This is a genomic window from Pseudomonas sp. CCC4.1 (genome assembly GCF_035019225.1).
GTDB lineage: Bacteria > Pseudomonadota > Gammaproteobacteria > Pseudomonadales > Pseudomonadaceae > Aquipseudomonas > Aquipseudomonas bubulae.
Genome location: NZ_JASJWL010000088.1, coordinates 1 through 14,870, shown reverse-complemented (window position 1 = coordinate 14,870; position 14,870 = coordinate 1). Strand labels below are relative to the sequence as shown.

The following is a 14,870-nucleotide window of genomic DNA, read 5'->3' as shown; positions in this document are numbered from 1 at the left end:
TTGGTGGAGCTAAACGGGATCGAACCGTTGACCTCTTGCATGCCATGCAAGCGCTCTCCCAGCTGAGCTATAGCCCCAAACTTTCAGTATTGGGTGTTGCTGTGTTGCGTTCTGCTTGTTTCGTGTTGCTGTGTTGACGGGGCGCATATTAAGACTGGATCGGTAGGCTGTCAAACTTATTTTTAAACTTTTTAAAAAAAATTTGCCGTGAGAACAACCACTTACCCTTCATACCCCGTAAATACGGGGCCAAACCCCAACCAAAACCTTGTAGCAGCTGCCGAAGGCTGCGTCCGGCGGCATAGCCGTCGTAAATGCAGAATGCTCGATTTGACTGAAAAACCGTGCATTTAGATTTTACGATTGCTTCGCAATCGAACCCAGCCTCGTTCCTTCGGCAGCTGCTACGGTTTTTTACGCCCTGTTAACCAATCGCGTTAAACAGCTTTTCCCACTCTTTGTTTTCTTTCTTGGACACGCCACCCAGCAGGTCCAGCGCCTGACGCAGACGGAAACGGGTCAGGTCCGGCCCCAGGATTTCCATGGCGTCCAGCACCGACACAGAGCTGGCCTGCCCCGTGATCGAGGCAAACATCAGCGGCATGGCATCACGCAGCTTCAACTCCAGGCTTTCAACCACGGCCTGGATGCTGCCGGTGATGGCGTCCTTTTCCCACTGACGCAGGCCTTCCAGCTTCCACAGGATCAACTGCATCAATTGACGCACTTGCTCGTTGGACAGCTTCTTGTGCTCAAACAGCTTGGCATCCAGTTGCAGGCCGCCGGAGAAGAAGAACCCGGCCAGCGGTGCAATCTGGCTGAACGTCTCGACACGGCCCTGTACCAGCGGCGCGATTTTCATCATGTACTCGGGGTTCAGCGCCCATTGCTGTACGCGGCTGGCGAACTCGTCCAGCGGCAAATCACGCAGCCATTGGCCATTTAGCCAGGACAGCTTTTCAACGTCGAAAATCGGCCCGCCCAGCGATACACGGCTCAGATCGAAGTTGTCGACCATTTCCTGCAGCGAGAACTTCTCGCGCTCGTCCGGCATCGACCAGCCCATGCGGCCCAGGTAGTTGAGCATCGCTTCAGGCATAAAGCCCATGCGCTCGTAGAAAGTCACCGAAGTCGGGTTCTTGCGCTTGGACAGCTTGCTCTTGTCCGGGTTGCGCAGCAGCGGCATGTAGCACAGCTGCGGTTGTTCCCAGCCGAAGTATTCATACAGCAGGATCAGTTTGGGTGCCGATGGCAGCCACTCTTCGCCACGCAGTACGTGGGTGATGCCCATCAGGTGATCGTCGACCACGTTGGCCAGGAAGTAGGTCGGCAGGCCGTCGGTTTTCATCAGGACTTGCATGTCCATGCGGTCCCACGGGATTTCAACGTCGCCGCGCAGCAGATCCGGTACTACGCAGACGCCCTCGGTCGGCACTTTCATGCGGATTACGTGAGGTTCGCCAGCGGCCAGGCGTTCAGCCACTTCTTCCTTGGACAACAGCAGCGCACGACCGTCGTAGCGCGGGGTCTCGCCCTTGGCCATTTGCTCGGCGCGCATCTGGTCCAGCTCTTCACTCGTGCAGAAGCACGGGAACGCATGGCCCATATCCACCAGTTGCTGGGTGTATTTCTTGTAAATGTCGCTACGTTCGCTCTGACGGTACGGGCCGTGCGGGCCGCCGACGTCCGGGCCTTCACTCCAGGTGATACCCAGCCAGCGCAGGGCATCGTAGATCTGCTGCTCGGACTCGCGGGTCGAGCGCAGTTGGTCGGTATCTTCGATCCGCAGGATGAATTCGCCGCCATGCTGCTTGGCAAAGCAGTAGTTGAACAAAGCAATGTAAGCGGTGCCGACGTGGGGGTCGCCGGTAGGCGATGGCGCAATGCGCGTGCGAACGGTGGTCATGGGCGGTCTCGAAGTGAAGATAAAACAAAGGGCGAATGGTAACAGGCCGACCCGGCCCGGCTCCAGTACAGGACTCAGCCCGGCCGCCACACGGTTGAAAAAAGCTGTAATAGAGCGTTTGTATCGAATTGATACGGGGAAAAACAGCCTATACCGGTGTTAATCTCGGCTCATTCCCGACATCCCCTGACTGGAGAGACCTATGCCCCACGTTGTGCTGGTGCTGGTAGAGAGCGTTAACGATTACCTGCATATGCTGGAGAACCAGGGCTACGAGCTGATCCTTGCGCCCACCCCCGCCAGCCGCGCCGAAGCCATAGCCCGACACGGCGCCCGCATCGACGCCGTGCTGACTCGCGGCCCGCTGGGCTTGCAGGCCGATGAAATGGCCGCCCTGCCCCTGCTCCGAATCATCTGCGTGATCGGCGCCGGCTTCGAACAGGTCGATTTGCAGGCCGCCAGCAACCTGGGCATTACCGTGACCTTTGGCGCCGGGGCCAATGCTTCATCGGTTGCCGACCACGCCATGGCGCTGCTGTTGTCCGTGGTGCGCGGCATCCCCCAGGCCGACGCCAGCATCCGCCGCAATGAATGGGTCAAGGTGTGCCAGCCGTCACTGTCGGGCAAACGCATGGGCATTATCGGCCTCGGCGCCATCGGCGCTGCCATCGCCAAACGAGCGGCCCACGGCTTTGACATGAGCATCCGCTACCACAGCCGCCAGCCGCATCCCGACTCGCCTTATACCTACTGTGCCAGCGTGCTGGAACTGGCCGCTGCGGTGGATTTCCTGATGATCGCCACCCCCGGGGGCAGCGCCACCCATCACCTGGTCAACGCCCGTGTGCTGGACGCCCTGGGCAGCGAGGGCTACCTGATCAATATTGCCCGCGGCAGTGTGGTCGATACCCAGGCGCTGATCAGCGCCCTGACCGCCGGCAAAATCGCCGGGGCCGGGCTGGATGTGTTTGAAGACGAACCGCGGGTGCCCGACCCGCTCAAGACCCTCGGCAACGTGGTCATGACCCCGCATGTGGCCGGCCAGTCACCCGACGCGGTCGAAGCCACGGTGCAATTGGTGGTCGATAACCTGCGGGCGTTTTTTGCCGGCAAACCCGTTCTCACCCCGGTGCCATTGCCCCACCCTGCCTGACCCGGAGCCTGCGCTTGAAATTCCGCCTGCCAACAACCGCCACTGCGCCCTTCTGCCCCTCCGAAGTCAGTGGCAGCGTGCCCGTCGACGCCAGCGCGCCGTTTTTCAGGCGCGTGCTGCGCTTTGCCGGGCCCGGCCTGCTGATCAGCATCGGCTATATGGACCCCGGCAACTGGGCCACCGCCATCGAAGCCGGCTCACGTTACGGCTACCACCTGCTGTTTGTGGTACTGCTCGCCAGCCTCGCGGGTATGGCCGTGCAATGCCTGTGTTCGCGCCTTGGCATCGCCACCGGCCGCGATCTGGCGCAGCTGTGCCGCGAGCGCTACAGCAAGCGCTCGGCGCGGGTGCAATGGCTGCTGGCGGAAATCTCGATCATCGCCACCGACCTGGCCGAAGTACTCGGCTGCGCGCTGGCGTTCCATCTGTTGCTGGGCTGCTCGCTGACCACCGGCATCGCCCTCACTGCCTTCGACACCTTGCTGGTGCTGGCCTTGCAAGGGAGGGGATTTCGCCGACTTGAAGCGATCATGCTGGCGCTGGTGATGACTATCGTCGGTTGTTTTTTTGTCGAACTGGTACTGATCAAACCTTACTGGCCCGACGTGTTCGAGGGCTTCAAACCGTCACTGTCGGCCATCAGCGACGCAGCACCGCTGTACATCGCCATCGGCATCATTGGCGCCACCGTGATGCCGCACAACCTGTACCTGCACAGCTCCATCGTCCAGACACGCCTGACCGGCAGCGACTACGCCAGCAAACTGGATGCCGTACGCCTTTCACGCATCGACACCATCGGCTCCCTGGCCCTGGCGCTGCTGGTCAATGCCGCCATCCTGATCCTCGCTGCGGCCGCTTTCCACCAGACCGGCAATACCGACGTGGTCGAGATCCAGGACGCCTACCGCATGCTCGACCCGCTGGTGGGCGGGGCCATGGCCAGCATCCTGTTCGGCGTGGCATTGCTGGCCTCGGGGCAAAGCTCGACATTCACCGGCACCATTGCCGGGCAAGTGATCATGGAGGGCTATCTGAACCTGAAGATTCCCTGCTGGCAACGGCGCCTGATCACCCGCGGGCTGGCGCTGGTGCCTGCATTCCTGGGCGTGTGGCTGATGGGCGACGATGCGGTGGGCAAGCTGCTGATCCTCAGCCAGGTGGTACTCAGCCTGCAACTGCCCTTTGCCCTGTACCCGCTGATCCGCATGACCAGCGACAGACGCCTTATGGGCCCGTTCGCCAACCGACTGCCGACGCGGCTGCTGGCGTGGTTTCTGTTTGCAGTCATCAGTTGCGCCAACCTGTGGCTGATTGCACAGATCGGGTTCGGCGCCTAACCCCCAGCCCCTTAAATTCGGCGCGCAATGGCTCGTTATACAAGACGACTCCTGCTATTGAGGTGCTGTTATGTCCACCGCTGCCACCCTGGTGCAAAACCTGCGCAATCGTCTGAGCAAGCCTGCGGGATATCGTCTGTTCGATATCCAGCTCAAGCACCGCATCACCTTGAGCCCGTCACTGACGCGCTTTGTGTTCAGCGGTAGCGATGTGGCGCTGATGCGCACCCTGGCACCCGACCAACGGGTCAAGCTACTGTTCCCCAGCGCCAACGGCGCCACCGCCAACCTGCCCAAACAGAGCGACTGGCGAGCGCCCCTGCGGGATATGAGCCCCGAGTCAGTGCCACCCATGCGCTCCTACACCCTTCGCAACCTGCGCACAGAAGCCGGCGAACTGGATATCGACTTCGTTCTCCACGGCGTCACCGGCCCCGCCACACGCTGGGCTAGCCAGGCCAGGGCGGGGGATCGCCTGCAGATCGCAGCGCCCAATGCAGCCTGCACCGACGACCCCGGTGGCTATGAATGGCAGCCACCGCAAGGCATGCGCAAACTGTTGCTGATCGGCGACGAAACTGCGCTGCCAGCCATTGCCGGCATCCTTGAAGAACTTGCCCTGCACCCCGACACCCCCCAGGTCCAGGCCTTTATTGAAGTTCCTCAAGAAGCCGACTGCCAGCCCTTGTTCTGTGGCCCGAACACCAAGGTGCACTGGTTGCCGCGTGCCAGCCTGGGCAAACAGCATGGCGATGGCATGCTCCTGGCCGCCCGCGAACTGGCCAGCCTGCCGCCCAGACGCATGCAGGCCCGGGCGTGCGCTGAACTGCAAGAGCTGGATCTGGATAACCAGCGCCTATGGGAGCGGGCCAGCGCCAAACACAATGAGTTTTATGCCTGGGTAGCCGGGGAATCGATGGCGGTGATGGCGATCAGGCGGTTTTTCGTCCATGAGTGCGGCATGGACCGCAAGGGGCTGACCTTGATGGGGTACTGGAAGCTGGGGCGGTCGCTAGGGTGATACTGGCCCTTGTAGCAGCTGCCGAAGGAACGAGGCTGCGTTCGGCGGCGCAGCCGTCGTAAAACCTGAACACTCAATCTACCTGACACACCGAAGCGCTTGACTTCACGACGGCTGCGCCGCCGAACGCAGCCTCGCTCCGCTCGGCAGCTGCTACAGGCGAATGAGAACAAGAAACAATTTTTTACATATCTAGCTTCGGGTTTTGCTCTTCTCATCCGTCCTACATGGATAAGCAGTCGCTTCTCAATGGCGATTACACACCCGCCCCGCCGCGAGTTTGCCGTTTCCCATGTCCAAAAAATCCCGTTCAAAACTCTGGTTCCTGGTTCACAGCTGGATGACCCTGCCCATCTGGTTCTTTGTGCTGATTGTCTGCGTGACCGGCACGCTGGCTGTGGTCAGCCAGGAGATCGTCTGGCTGGCCACCCCCGAGGCCCGTGCCACACAACCGGCCGATGATGCACCCCTGCTGACTTACGAGCAGGTACTGAGCGCCATTCACAAGGCCGAACCGACGCTGGCCGTACAGTCGATCAGCCGCCCGGACGAGTCGCACTTTGCCCTGGTGGCCAGCGTGGTGTACCCGGACGGCCGCTCGCCATCGTTGTATATCAGTCCCTATACCGGGGTGATCCAGGGCGAAAGCCCCAGCTTTGACTTCAAGGCCTTTACCCGCGCCCTCCACGGCTGGTGGCTGGTGCCCTTTACCAACGGCTATAGCTGGGGCTGGTACCTGGTGTCATTCCTCGGCCTGCCGCTGCTGGCATCGCTGATCACCGGGCTGGTGGTCTACAAGAAGTTCTGGAAAGGCTTTTTCAAGCCCAACCTGCGTTTCAAACACGGGGCGCGGATTTTTTGGGGGGATTTTCATCGCCTGTGCGGCATCTGGTCGATCTGGTTTATTGCAGTGATTTCCATCACCGGCCTGTGGTTCCTGATCCAGGCTTTCATGTTCGATAACCAGATCTCCATCTCGACCGCAGGCAACCCGCCGGTTGTGGCCCGCCAGGATGTGCCGCTTATGCCGGACGGCAAGCCAGCACCGCAGATCAGCCTCGATCAGGCGGTCAAGATTGCCGCCGACAACATCCCGGGGCTGGAAGCCAGCTTTGTCAGCCTGCCGAGCAATGCCTACGGGCATATCGAGGTGGGCGGCCCGGGCTGGTACCCGCTGCTGTTCCAGACTGCCGACATCAACCCGTACAACGGCGCAATCGAAGGCTCACGGATGATTGCCGACCGCTCCGGGCTGGAGCTGGTGACCGAGTCCATGCGCCCGCTGCACACCGGCGATTTTGGCGGGTTGTGGGTCAAGCTGATCTGGTTCTTCTTCGGCCTGATTCTCAGCATGATGGTGTTGAGCGGCCTGTTGATCTGGACCAAACGGACGGCCCTGGCCACCGCCAATGCCCTCAAACGCAGCGAAAAACCCCGGCGGGCAGCCGCCGTCTCGGCGCATAAACCACAGCACGAAGAGGCCAATGTATGAGCAAGGCAGCGGCTGCACAGCCTGCGTCCACCCTGAGCCGGCTGTGGCACAAATGGCGCTTTCACATCAATGTCCTGCTGTTACTGGTGCCGCTGGGCTTTATGCCCAAGTACTTTGCCGACGCTTCCCTGTTTCGCGGCGACAGCGGCCTGGGCGAGCGCGACATCGGCACCGTGCAGGTCGGCCCCTGGAGCCTGCAACTGGCCGAGTTGCGCAACGAGGCCCCGCGCCCCGATGGCCCGGCAGGTTATATGAAAAGTTTTAACGCGGCCCTGTGTGACACCTGCATCGATCAGGTCAAGGCTGCCTACCTGCGTATCGGCAAACCGCGCAGCCTGCGCGCCGCCGGGGTGATTTTCTTCGGCACGCCTTATCGCATGGGCGCCACCCTGCCCATCCCGGAACGCACCAAGGCCGATGCCGAGCTGTGGATCACCCTCGAAGGGTGGGACGGCTCCATGCACCAGGCTGCCATTCCCCTGAGCCAGGCCTCACCGGCAACCCTCGCCTGGCTGGCCCAACGAGGAGCGAAATAATGCATGCGCGCCTGTTTAAAACACCTGCCCTGGCAACGGCCCTGATCGCCTTGATCGGCGTTTGCAGCCAGGCACAGGCCCACAACCCGATGTGCGAATGCAAGGCCATTGAAGACGGACAAATCCGCTGCACCGGCGGGTTTTCTGATGGCAGCGGCGCACCGGGGGTGACCCTGGACGTGATCGGCTACGACGAAACCATCCTGGTACCCGGCAAGCTGGGGGCCGATTCGACCCTGACCTTCAAACGTCCGGATGCCGAGTTTTATGTGCTCTTCGACGCCGGCCCTGGGCATATCGTTGAAATCGACCAAGCCGATATCGAGGCCCCATGAGTACTCAAGTCGTACGCCCGGCCGGGGCGGGGCATGAAACCCTGTATGTGCTGCTGTTGTGCCTGCTGATTGTGACCGTGGCCGGCTCGGTGGTGGCCTGGCGTCATGAATCCAGCGAGGTGACGTCGGTGGCGGCCCATCAGCTGGATGCGCGCCGCGACCTGAATGCCGCCGAACAAGGGATCTATGCCGACCTGCGGGTCACCCTGGACGAAATCCTGCTGCTGCGCGAAGAGTCCGCCGCCCTGCCCCAACCCGCGCAACTGGCCGAAGAAGGCTTCGCGCCCTTTGCCCAAGACGCCAGTTCGGTGAGCCGTGGCAACCACGCCTGGCAGTTGCTCGGCGAGCAGGCGTACCTGGGCCTGAGCCCCAACCCTGAAGTGGCAGGCTCGTTTCTGCTGCGCATTGGCGACCAACCGGACGTGTGGCTTAACCGCAATCCCGGCGCCAGTGTCCCTGCCGACCTTGACGATGCCGCCCTCAACCAGAGTGGCTGGCAACAAGTGATCGCGCAATTCGATGCCGGGGTTACCCGTCAGCACCGCCACTGAACCCACCGCTTGCCCTGAGAGAAGACTGCTCGCCATGTCGATTTCATCTGTATTGCGCCGCCGCACCCTGTTGCTGGCCAGCCTGTTCGCCCTTTGCCTGTCTCCCCTGGTCAGCGCCGACACCGCGCCCGCGCCCCTGGCCAAGCCGCTGCGTATCGGCATCACCCTGCACCCTTACTACAGCTATGTGAAAAACATCGTCGGTGACAGGGCTGAAGTGGTGCCGCTGATTCCGGCCGGGTTCAACCCGCACGCCTACGAGCCCCGCGCTGAAGACATCAAGCGCATCGGCACCTTGGATGTCATCGTGCTCAATGGTGTGGGCCATGATGACTTCGCCGACCGCATGATCGAGGCCAGCGAAAAACCGCAGATCCCGGTGATCGAGGCCAACCAGAACGTACCGCTGCTGGCCGCCACGGGTAACGCGGCACGGGGTGCAGGCAAGGTGGTCAACCCGCATACCTTTCTGTCCATCAGCGCCTCGATCGCTCAGGTCAACAACATTGCCCGCGAACTGGGCAAGCTCGACCCGGCCAACGCCAAGGCTTACACCGCCAATGCCCGCGCCTACGGCAAACGCCTGCGCCAGATGCGCGCCGATGCCCTGGCCAAGCTGACCCAGGCACCCAATGCCGACCTGCGCGTGGCCACGGTGCACGCGGCTTATGACTACCTGCTACGGGAATTCGGCCTGGAAGTCACCGCTGTGGTTGAACCTGCCCACGGTATCGAGCCCAGCCCCAGCCAGCTGAAGAAAACCATCGACCAATTGCGCGAACTGGATGTGAAGGTGATCTTCTCCGAGATGGATTTCCCGTCCACTTACGTCGACACCATTCAGCGCGAGTCAGGGGTCAGGCTGTACCCGCTGTCGCACATTTCCTACGGTGACTACAGCGCCGACAAGTACGAAAAAGAAATGACCGGCAACCTCAATACCGTGGTCCGGGCAATCCAGGAGGCCGGCGCATGACCGCCGCCGAACGCCTCTGCGTCACGGCCTGCGGGCCGGGGGTCGAATTTGACCAGGTGTCGCTGACCCTGGGGCGCACGCCCATTCTCGATCATGTCAGCTTCAGCATCCGCCCTGGCAGTGTGCATGCCCTGGTAGGGCCCAACGGCGGCGGTAAAAGTTCGCTGATCAAGACGCTATTGGGGCAAATGCCCCATCAGGGTCGCCTGTGCCTGAACTGGCCCGGTGAGCCGGGGCTGATCGGTTATGTGCCCCAGGCACTGGAATTCGACCGTGGCCTGCCGATGACCGTCGATGATTTTATGGCCGCCATGTGCCAGCGTCGCCCGGCCTTTATGGGGTTGTCGCGCAAGGTCGCCCCGGCCATCGGCGAAGCGCTGGAACGGGTGGGCATGCAAGATAAACGCAAGCGGCGCATGGGCGCGCTGTCCGGCGGTGAACGCCAGCGGGTGCTGCTGGCCCAGGGGCTGATCCCGGCACCGCAATTGCTGGTGCTGGATGAACCCATGTCGGCCCTGGACGAAGCCGGTGCCCAGGTGTTTGAGCGGCTGCTGACAGACTGGCGCCGGGCCGGGGTCACGGTGGTGTGGATCGAACACGACCTGGCCGCCGTCAAGCGCCTGGCCGAGCGTGTCACCGGGCTCAACCGCCAGGTGCTGTTCGACGGGGCGCCGGAACAAACCCTGAGCCCGGAACGTTTGCTCACGCTGTTTTCGACCCATCCCAAGGCTCACGGGAGCGCCCTTTCATGAGTTACGAAGCCTTCCGCTTGCTAGTCCAGGGCTGGGCGTCTGCCGGTTATCTGCCAGAAGTACTGGCGTATGGCTTTGTGGTCAACGCCCTGCTCGCAGGCTTGCTGATCGGCCCCGTGCTGGGTGGCCTGGGCACCCTGGTAGTGGTCAAGCGTTTTGCGTTTTTTTCCGAGGCCGTGGGCCATGCCGCACTGACCGGCGTGGCCATCGGCATCCTGCTCGGCGAACCCTACACCGGCCCCTATGGCAGCCTATTCGGCTACTGCCTGCTGTTCGGGATTTCGCTCAACTACCTGCGCAACCGCACCGGGCTGGCACCGGATACGCTGATCGGTGTGTTCCTCTCGGTGTCGCTGGCCCTGGGCGCGAGCCTGCTGCTGATTCTGGCCGGCAAGATCAACGTGCACATCCTCGAAAACGTGCTGTTCGGTTCGGTATTGACGGTCAACGGTAACGACCTGCTGGTACTGGCTGTGGTCGGCGCGCTGGTGCTGGGCCTCAGCTTGCCGCTGTACAACCGCATCATGCTGGCCAGCTTCAACCCGCAACTGGCCGCTGTACGTGGGGTGGCCGTGAAGGCGCTGGACTACCTGTTCGTGATTCTGGTGACGCTGATCACCGTCGCCGCCGTTAAAGTTATCGGCGCGATTCTGGTCGGCGCCCTGCTGGTGATTCCTGCGGCGGCGGCACGATTGCTCAGCCAGTCGCTGAAGGGGTTTTTCTGGATCTCGGTGCTGATCGCCACCGTCAGCACCCTGTGCGGCATTCTGCTGCCCATCGTGTTTGACCTGCCGATCCCGTCCGGTGCCGCGATCATTCTGATGGCCGGCATCGCCTTCGCCCTCGCCGCCATCGCCCGTGGCGTGGTGCCCAGCCTGAAAGGGAATATTGGATAAATGTTCACTCTGCGCAAACTGACCCTCGCCCTGGCCCTCACCGGCCTGTTGAGCACCCCGGTGCTGGCCGAAACCACCGTACTGGCCAGCCTGCCGATTACCTTTGGGTTGAGCGAACTGCTGCTCAAGGACAGCGGCGTGAAACTGCAACGGGCAGCACCGGCCAACCTGCCGGGCAGCCGCCAGAGTGCCTATTTCAGCAGCCGTGGTGCCCAGGCCCTGCACTCGCTGGCCACAGAAGCCGATGCGGTGATCGGCCTGCGCTCCGTGTGGAGCGACGATCCGCTGTACCCGATGGCGCGGCGCAGCAATATCCGCATTGTTGAAGTGGACGCGGCGCGGCCGGTGGACGGCAGCCTGCCGGGCATTGCCGTGCAACCAGGTGTTCATGTCGATGGCCTCAATAGCCAACCGTGGCTGACCAGCAACAATATGGGGCGCATGGCGGATGTGATCGCTGCCGATCTGGTGCGCTTGGCACCGGATGCCAAGCCGCAGATCGAAGCCAATCTGGCGAGCCTCAAGCAGCGCCTGCTCAAGCTCAGCGCCGACAGCGAAGCGCAGTTGGCCCAGGCGGACAACTTGAGTGTGGTGAGCCTGTCCGACCGATTGGATTACCTGATTGGCGGGTTGAATCTGGAGCGGGTCGAGGTCAATCACAAGGGTGATGAAACCTGGACACCGGAATCACTGCAAGGGTTGACCCAAACCCTTAAAAACAATGAAGTGGCGTTGGTGCTGGACCATCGCCAGCCTTCAGCCGAGGAACAAAAAGCCATTGCCGAGGGTGGCAGCACGCTGGTGGTTATCGGTGCCGATGGCACCGATCCCGTGACTGAGTTGCAGGGCAACTTTGAAGCGATCATCACGGCTCTTGTTCAGAAGTAAACCCTGTACTTGTGGGAGCGGGCTTGTGGCACCCGGCTAAGCCGATGTGCCTCCCTGCACCTGTTTATCCGCATGATAGGACGAGCGCACCAACGGCCCCGAGGCGACGTTTTTGAAGCCCATGCGCAACCCTTCTTCGGCAAACCAGGCGAAGGTGTCAGGGTGCACAAACCTCTGTACCGCCAGGTGGCTGCGCGAAGGTTGCAGGTACTGGCCCAGGGTCAGCATGTCGACCTCATGCTCGCGCATGCACCGCATCACTTCGATCACCTCTTCGTCCGTCTCGCCCAGCCCCAGCATCAGCCCCGACTTCGTCGGCACATGGGGCACCCGGTGTTTGAAGTTCTGCAGCAAATCCAGTGACCACCCGAAATCCGACCCCGGGCGTGCGGCTTTATACAGTCGCGGTACGGTTTCCAGGTTGTGGTTGAACACATCGGGGGGCTCCTGCGCAGTGATCGCCAGCGCCACATCCATGCGCCCGCGATAGTCGGGCACCAGGGTTTCCAGTTGCACACCGGGCGACAGCTTGCGGATTTCACGCAGGCAATCGACAAAGTGCTGCGCGCCGCCATCGCGCAAGTCATCACGGTCCACCGAAGTGATCACCACATACTTGAGGCCCAGGTCGGCAATGGCAATCGCCAGGTTTTTCGGCTCGTCCCTGTCCAGAGGCTTGGGCCGGCCGTGCCCCACGTCGCAGAACGGGCAGCGCCGGGTGCAGATATCACCCATGATCATAAAGGTCGCTGTACCGCCCGAAAAACACTCGCCCAGGTTTGGACAGGCCGCTTCTTCGCACACACTGTGCAGCTTGTGCTTACGCAGCAGCGCCTTGACCCGTGCCACCTCGGGCGAGGTGGCAATGGGCACGCGGATCCACTCTGGCTTGCGCGGGATTTCTTCGGTGGGCAGGATCTTCACCGGGATACGCGCCACCTTCTCGGCTCCCCGCAGTTTTACCCCGGTCTGCAAGGGCTGCGGGCGGCCGGTAACAGGCAATGGTGCATTCATGACTTGGCTCCACACGGGTATGCATTCAGGCCGAATACACTGGAAACAGTGCGCACAGCTCGCCGACCTGACGGGCAACCCGGGCCTCGATCGCCGCATCGCCCGGATGGTCGAGGATGTCGCAGATCCAGGTGGCCAGCGCACGGCACTCGGGTATCTGCAAGCCACGGGTGGTCACCGCCGGGGTGCCGATACGCAGGCCCGAGGTCACGAACGGTGACTGCGGATCGTTGGGCACAGCGTTTTTGTTGACAGTGATATGGGCACGGCCCAGTGCTGCGTCGGCATCCTTGCCGGTAATGCCCTGGCGGATCAGGCTGACCAGAAACAGGTGGTTGTCGGTGCCGCCGGAAACCACGTCATAGCCGCGCTGCTTGAACACTTCAGCCATGGCCTGGGCATTCTTGATCACCTGGAACTGGTAGTCCCTGAAGCCTGGTTGCAGCGCCTCCTTGAAGCACACCGCCTTGGCAGCGATTACATGCATCAGAGGGCCGCCCTGCCCGCCGGGGAATACTGCCGAGTTGAGTTTTTTCTCCAGATCGGCATCAGCCCTGGCCAGAATCAGCCCGCCCCGCGGCCCGCGCAGGGTCTTGTGGGTGGTGGTGGTGACCACATCGGCGTAAGGCAGCGGGTTGGGGTACAAACCGACCGCCACCAGCCCGGCGACATGGGCCATGTCCACAAACAGATACGCCCCGACCTTGTCAGAAATGGCACGAAAACGCGGGAAATCCAGGGTCTTGGAGTAGGCCGAGAACCCGGCCACGATCATTTTGGGCCGATGTTCCAGGGCCAGGCGTTCGACCTCGTCATAGTCGATCAGGCCATTGGCGTCGGTGCCGTATTGCACCGCGTTGTACAGTTTGCCCGATGAACTGACTTTGGCTCCATGAGTCAGGTGGCCGCCGTGAGCCAGGCTCATGCCCAGAAGAGTGTCGCCTGCTTGCAGCAACGCCAGGTACACCGCCGCGTTGGCTTGTGAGCCGGAGTGCGGCTGGACGTTGGCATAGCCTGCGCCGAATAATTGTTTGGCGCGGTCGATGGCCAGTTGTTCGACCACATCAACGTGCTCACAGCCGCCGTAATAACGCTTGCCCGGGTAGCCTTCGGCGTATTTGTTGGTCAGCTCGGTGCCCTGGGCCTGCATTACTTGCGGGCTGGTGTAGTTCTCCGAGGCGATCAGCTCGATATGCTCTTCCTGACGTTGCGCCTCGCGGGTAATGGCGTAGAACAGGGCGGGGTCGAAATCGGACAGGGTCAGGCTTTTATGGAACATGAGGGATTTCCTTTTTATTAGAGATTCAAGCAATGCCTGCGCGGCGATATCAGCCGTTTTCGGCAACAAAGGCGTCATAGGCCTGCTGGTCGAGCAGATCGTTGAAAGCCGACATGTCTTCGATGCAAATACGAAAGAACCAGCCTTCGCCCATGGGTGAGGCATTGACCAGTGCCGGGTCATCGGCCAGAGCCTGGTTAACGGCCACCACCTCTCCGGTGAGCGGCATGGTGATAGTGCTGGCTGCCTTGACCGACTCCAGCACGGCCACTTCGTGACCTGCCTCGAACGCCCCCAGCTCGGGTACCTGCACAAACACCACATCACCCAGTGCCTGCTGGGCAAAGTCGGTAATGCCAACGGTCAAATGGCCCGATGCTTCCAGGCGCAGCCATTCGTGTTCAGGAGTAAAACGCAGAGTGCTCATGGACTTTTCTCTTGTTATCAATGTGTCCTGGTGCAGGACGAACAGACGCAACTGACAGGACAAGAGCAAAGGCAATGCCAAGTTTTAAAAAACCTTTAAAATCAATAACTTAAATAAAAAAGAACGCATTGTGACGAAAGCAGTGGAGTGAAACTGCTCCAGCTCTGGAGAGGGTCTGGCGGGTTGATCCCGCAAGGGCGGGGTCAGGATGGGTACGGAGCGAAATCATTCCACTGGAGCAGAATCACACCACTCGAACCAACGTACGCTGCGCGCACTGAATGCCTGTCTCTTATACACATCT

The 14,870-nt window shown here is 61.4% G+C and carries 15 protein-coding genes and 1 tRNA gene; 11 read left to right on the top strand and 5 right to left on the bottom strand.

Going from position 1 to position 14,870, the window contains the following annotated elements; genetic code table 11:
• Position 1: 1 nt before the first annotated feature.
• A tRNA-Ala gene (locus QN377_RS21885) sits at positions 2-77 on the bottom strand.
• Positions 78-424: 347 nt separating this feature from the next.
• Positions 425-1,906 carry a glutamate--tRNA ligase gene (gltX, locus tag QN377_RS21880; protein WP_095018967.1) on the bottom strand — a complete coding sequence of 494 codons (1,482 nt, stop codon included), beginning with the start codon at positions 1,904-1,906 and terminating at the stop codon, positions 425-427.
• Between the two features lie 202 nt (positions 1,907-2,108).
• Between gltX and QN377_RS21875 the strand changes: the two genes are divergently transcribed.
• The 11 genes from QN377_RS21875 (at position 2,109) to QN377_RS21825 (ending at position 11,846) form a co-directional block, all read left to right on the top strand.
• Positions 2,109-3,059 carry a 2-hydroxyacid dehydrogenase gene (locus tag QN377_RS21875; RefSeq protein WP_095018968.1) on the top strand — a complete coding sequence of 317 codons (951 nt, stop codon included), beginning with the start codon at positions 2,109-2,111 and terminating at the stop codon, positions 3,057-3,059.
• A gap of 14 nt (positions 3,060-3,073) precedes the next feature.
• Positions 3,074-4,399: an Nramp family divalent metal transporter gene (locus QN377_RS21870; protein ID WP_095025038.1), complete on the top strand. Its 1,326-nt coding sequence runs from the start codon at positions 3,074-3,076 to the stop codon at positions 4,397-4,399.
• Positions 4,400-4,469: 70 nt separating this feature from the next.
• Positions 4,470-5,420 carry a siderophore-interacting protein gene (locus QN377_RS21865; protein WP_322213177.1) on the top strand — a complete coding sequence of 317 codons (951 nt, stop codon included), beginning with the start codon at positions 4,470-4,472 and terminating at the stop codon, positions 5,418-5,420.
• Positions 5,421-5,712: 292 nt separating this feature from the next.
• A complete protein-coding gene (locus QN377_RS21860) occupies positions 5,713-6,912 on the top strand; it encodes a PepSY-associated TM helix domain-containing protein (RefSeq protein ID WP_095002721.1) in 1,200 nt (399 codons plus the stop codon).
• Positions 6,909-7,448, top strand: coding sequence for a thiamine pyrophosphate-binding protein (locus tag QN377_RS21855; protein WP_095002722.1), 540 nt, complete (start codon positions 6,909-6,911; stop codon positions 7,446-7,448). Before QN377_RS21860 ends, QN377_RS21855 begins: the two co-directional genes overlap by 4 nt.
• Complete coding sequence (locus QN377_RS21850; RefSeq protein ID WP_095002723.1) at positions 7,448-7,783, top strand: hypothetical protein; 336 nt, start codon at positions 7,448-7,450, stop codon at positions 7,781-7,783. The genes QN377_RS21855 and QN377_RS21850 overlap by 1 nt, the downstream gene beginning before the upstream one ends.
• Positions 7,780-8,334, top strand: a complete 555-nt coding sequence (locus QN377_RS21845) for a DUF6162 family protein (protein WP_322213178.1) — start codon at positions 7,780-7,782, stop codon at positions 8,332-8,334. The genes QN377_RS21850 and QN377_RS21845 overlap by 4 nt, the downstream gene beginning before the upstream one ends.
• A 34-nt stretch (positions 8,335-8,368) precedes the next feature.
• Positions 8,369-9,310 (top strand): metal ABC transporter substrate-binding protein, encoded by a 942-nt coding sequence (locus QN377_RS21840; protein WP_095025035.1) that lies wholly within the window; start codon positions 8,369-8,371, stop codon positions 9,308-9,310.
• Positions 9,307-10,062, top strand: a complete 756-nt coding sequence (locus QN377_RS21835) for a metal ABC transporter ATP-binding protein (protein WP_095018971.1) — start codon at positions 9,307-9,309, stop codon at positions 10,060-10,062. Before QN377_RS21840 ends, QN377_RS21835 begins: the two co-directional genes overlap by 4 nt.
• On the top strand, positions 10,059-10,958 hold the full coding sequence (locus tag QN377_RS21830; RefSeq protein ID WP_095018972.1) for a metal ABC transporter permease: 900 nt from the start codon (positions 10,059-10,061) through the stop codon (positions 10,956-10,958). Before QN377_RS21835 ends, QN377_RS21830 begins: the two co-directional genes overlap by 4 nt.
• Positions 10,959-11,846 (top strand): metal ABC transporter solute-binding protein, Zn/Mn family, encoded by an 888-nt coding sequence (locus QN377_RS21825; RefSeq protein WP_322213179.1) that lies wholly within the window; start codon positions 10,959-10,961, stop codon positions 11,844-11,846.
• 36 nt (positions 11,847-11,882) lie between these two features.
• Here the strand turns inward: QN377_RS21825 and lipA are convergent, their stop codons facing one another.
• The 3 genes from lipA to gcvH are packed head-to-tail and all read right to left on the bottom strand — an operon-like array spanning position 11,883 to position 14,566.
• Positions 11,883-12,860 carry a lipoyl synthase gene (gene lipA / locus QN377_RS21820; RefSeq protein ID WP_150627984.1) on the bottom strand — a complete coding sequence of 326 codons (978 nt, stop codon included), beginning with the start codon at positions 12,858-12,860 and terminating at the stop codon, positions 11,883-11,885.
• A gap of 25 nt (positions 12,861-12,885) precedes the next feature.
• Positions 12,886-14,139 (bottom strand): serine hydroxymethyltransferase, encoded by a 1,254-nt coding sequence (gene glyA / locus QN377_RS21815; RefSeq protein WP_322213180.1) that lies wholly within the window; start codon positions 14,137-14,139, stop codon positions 12,886-12,888.
• Positions 14,140-14,188: 49 nt separating this feature from the next.
• The gene (gene gcvH, locus QN377_RS21810) at positions 14,189-14,566 is read right to left on the bottom strand and encodes a glycine cleavage system protein GcvH (RefSeq protein WP_095002731.1); all 378 of its coding nucleotides are present in this window, start codon (positions 14,564-14,566) and stop codon (positions 14,189-14,191) included.
• Between the last annotated feature and the right edge of the window lie 304 nt (positions 14,567-14,870).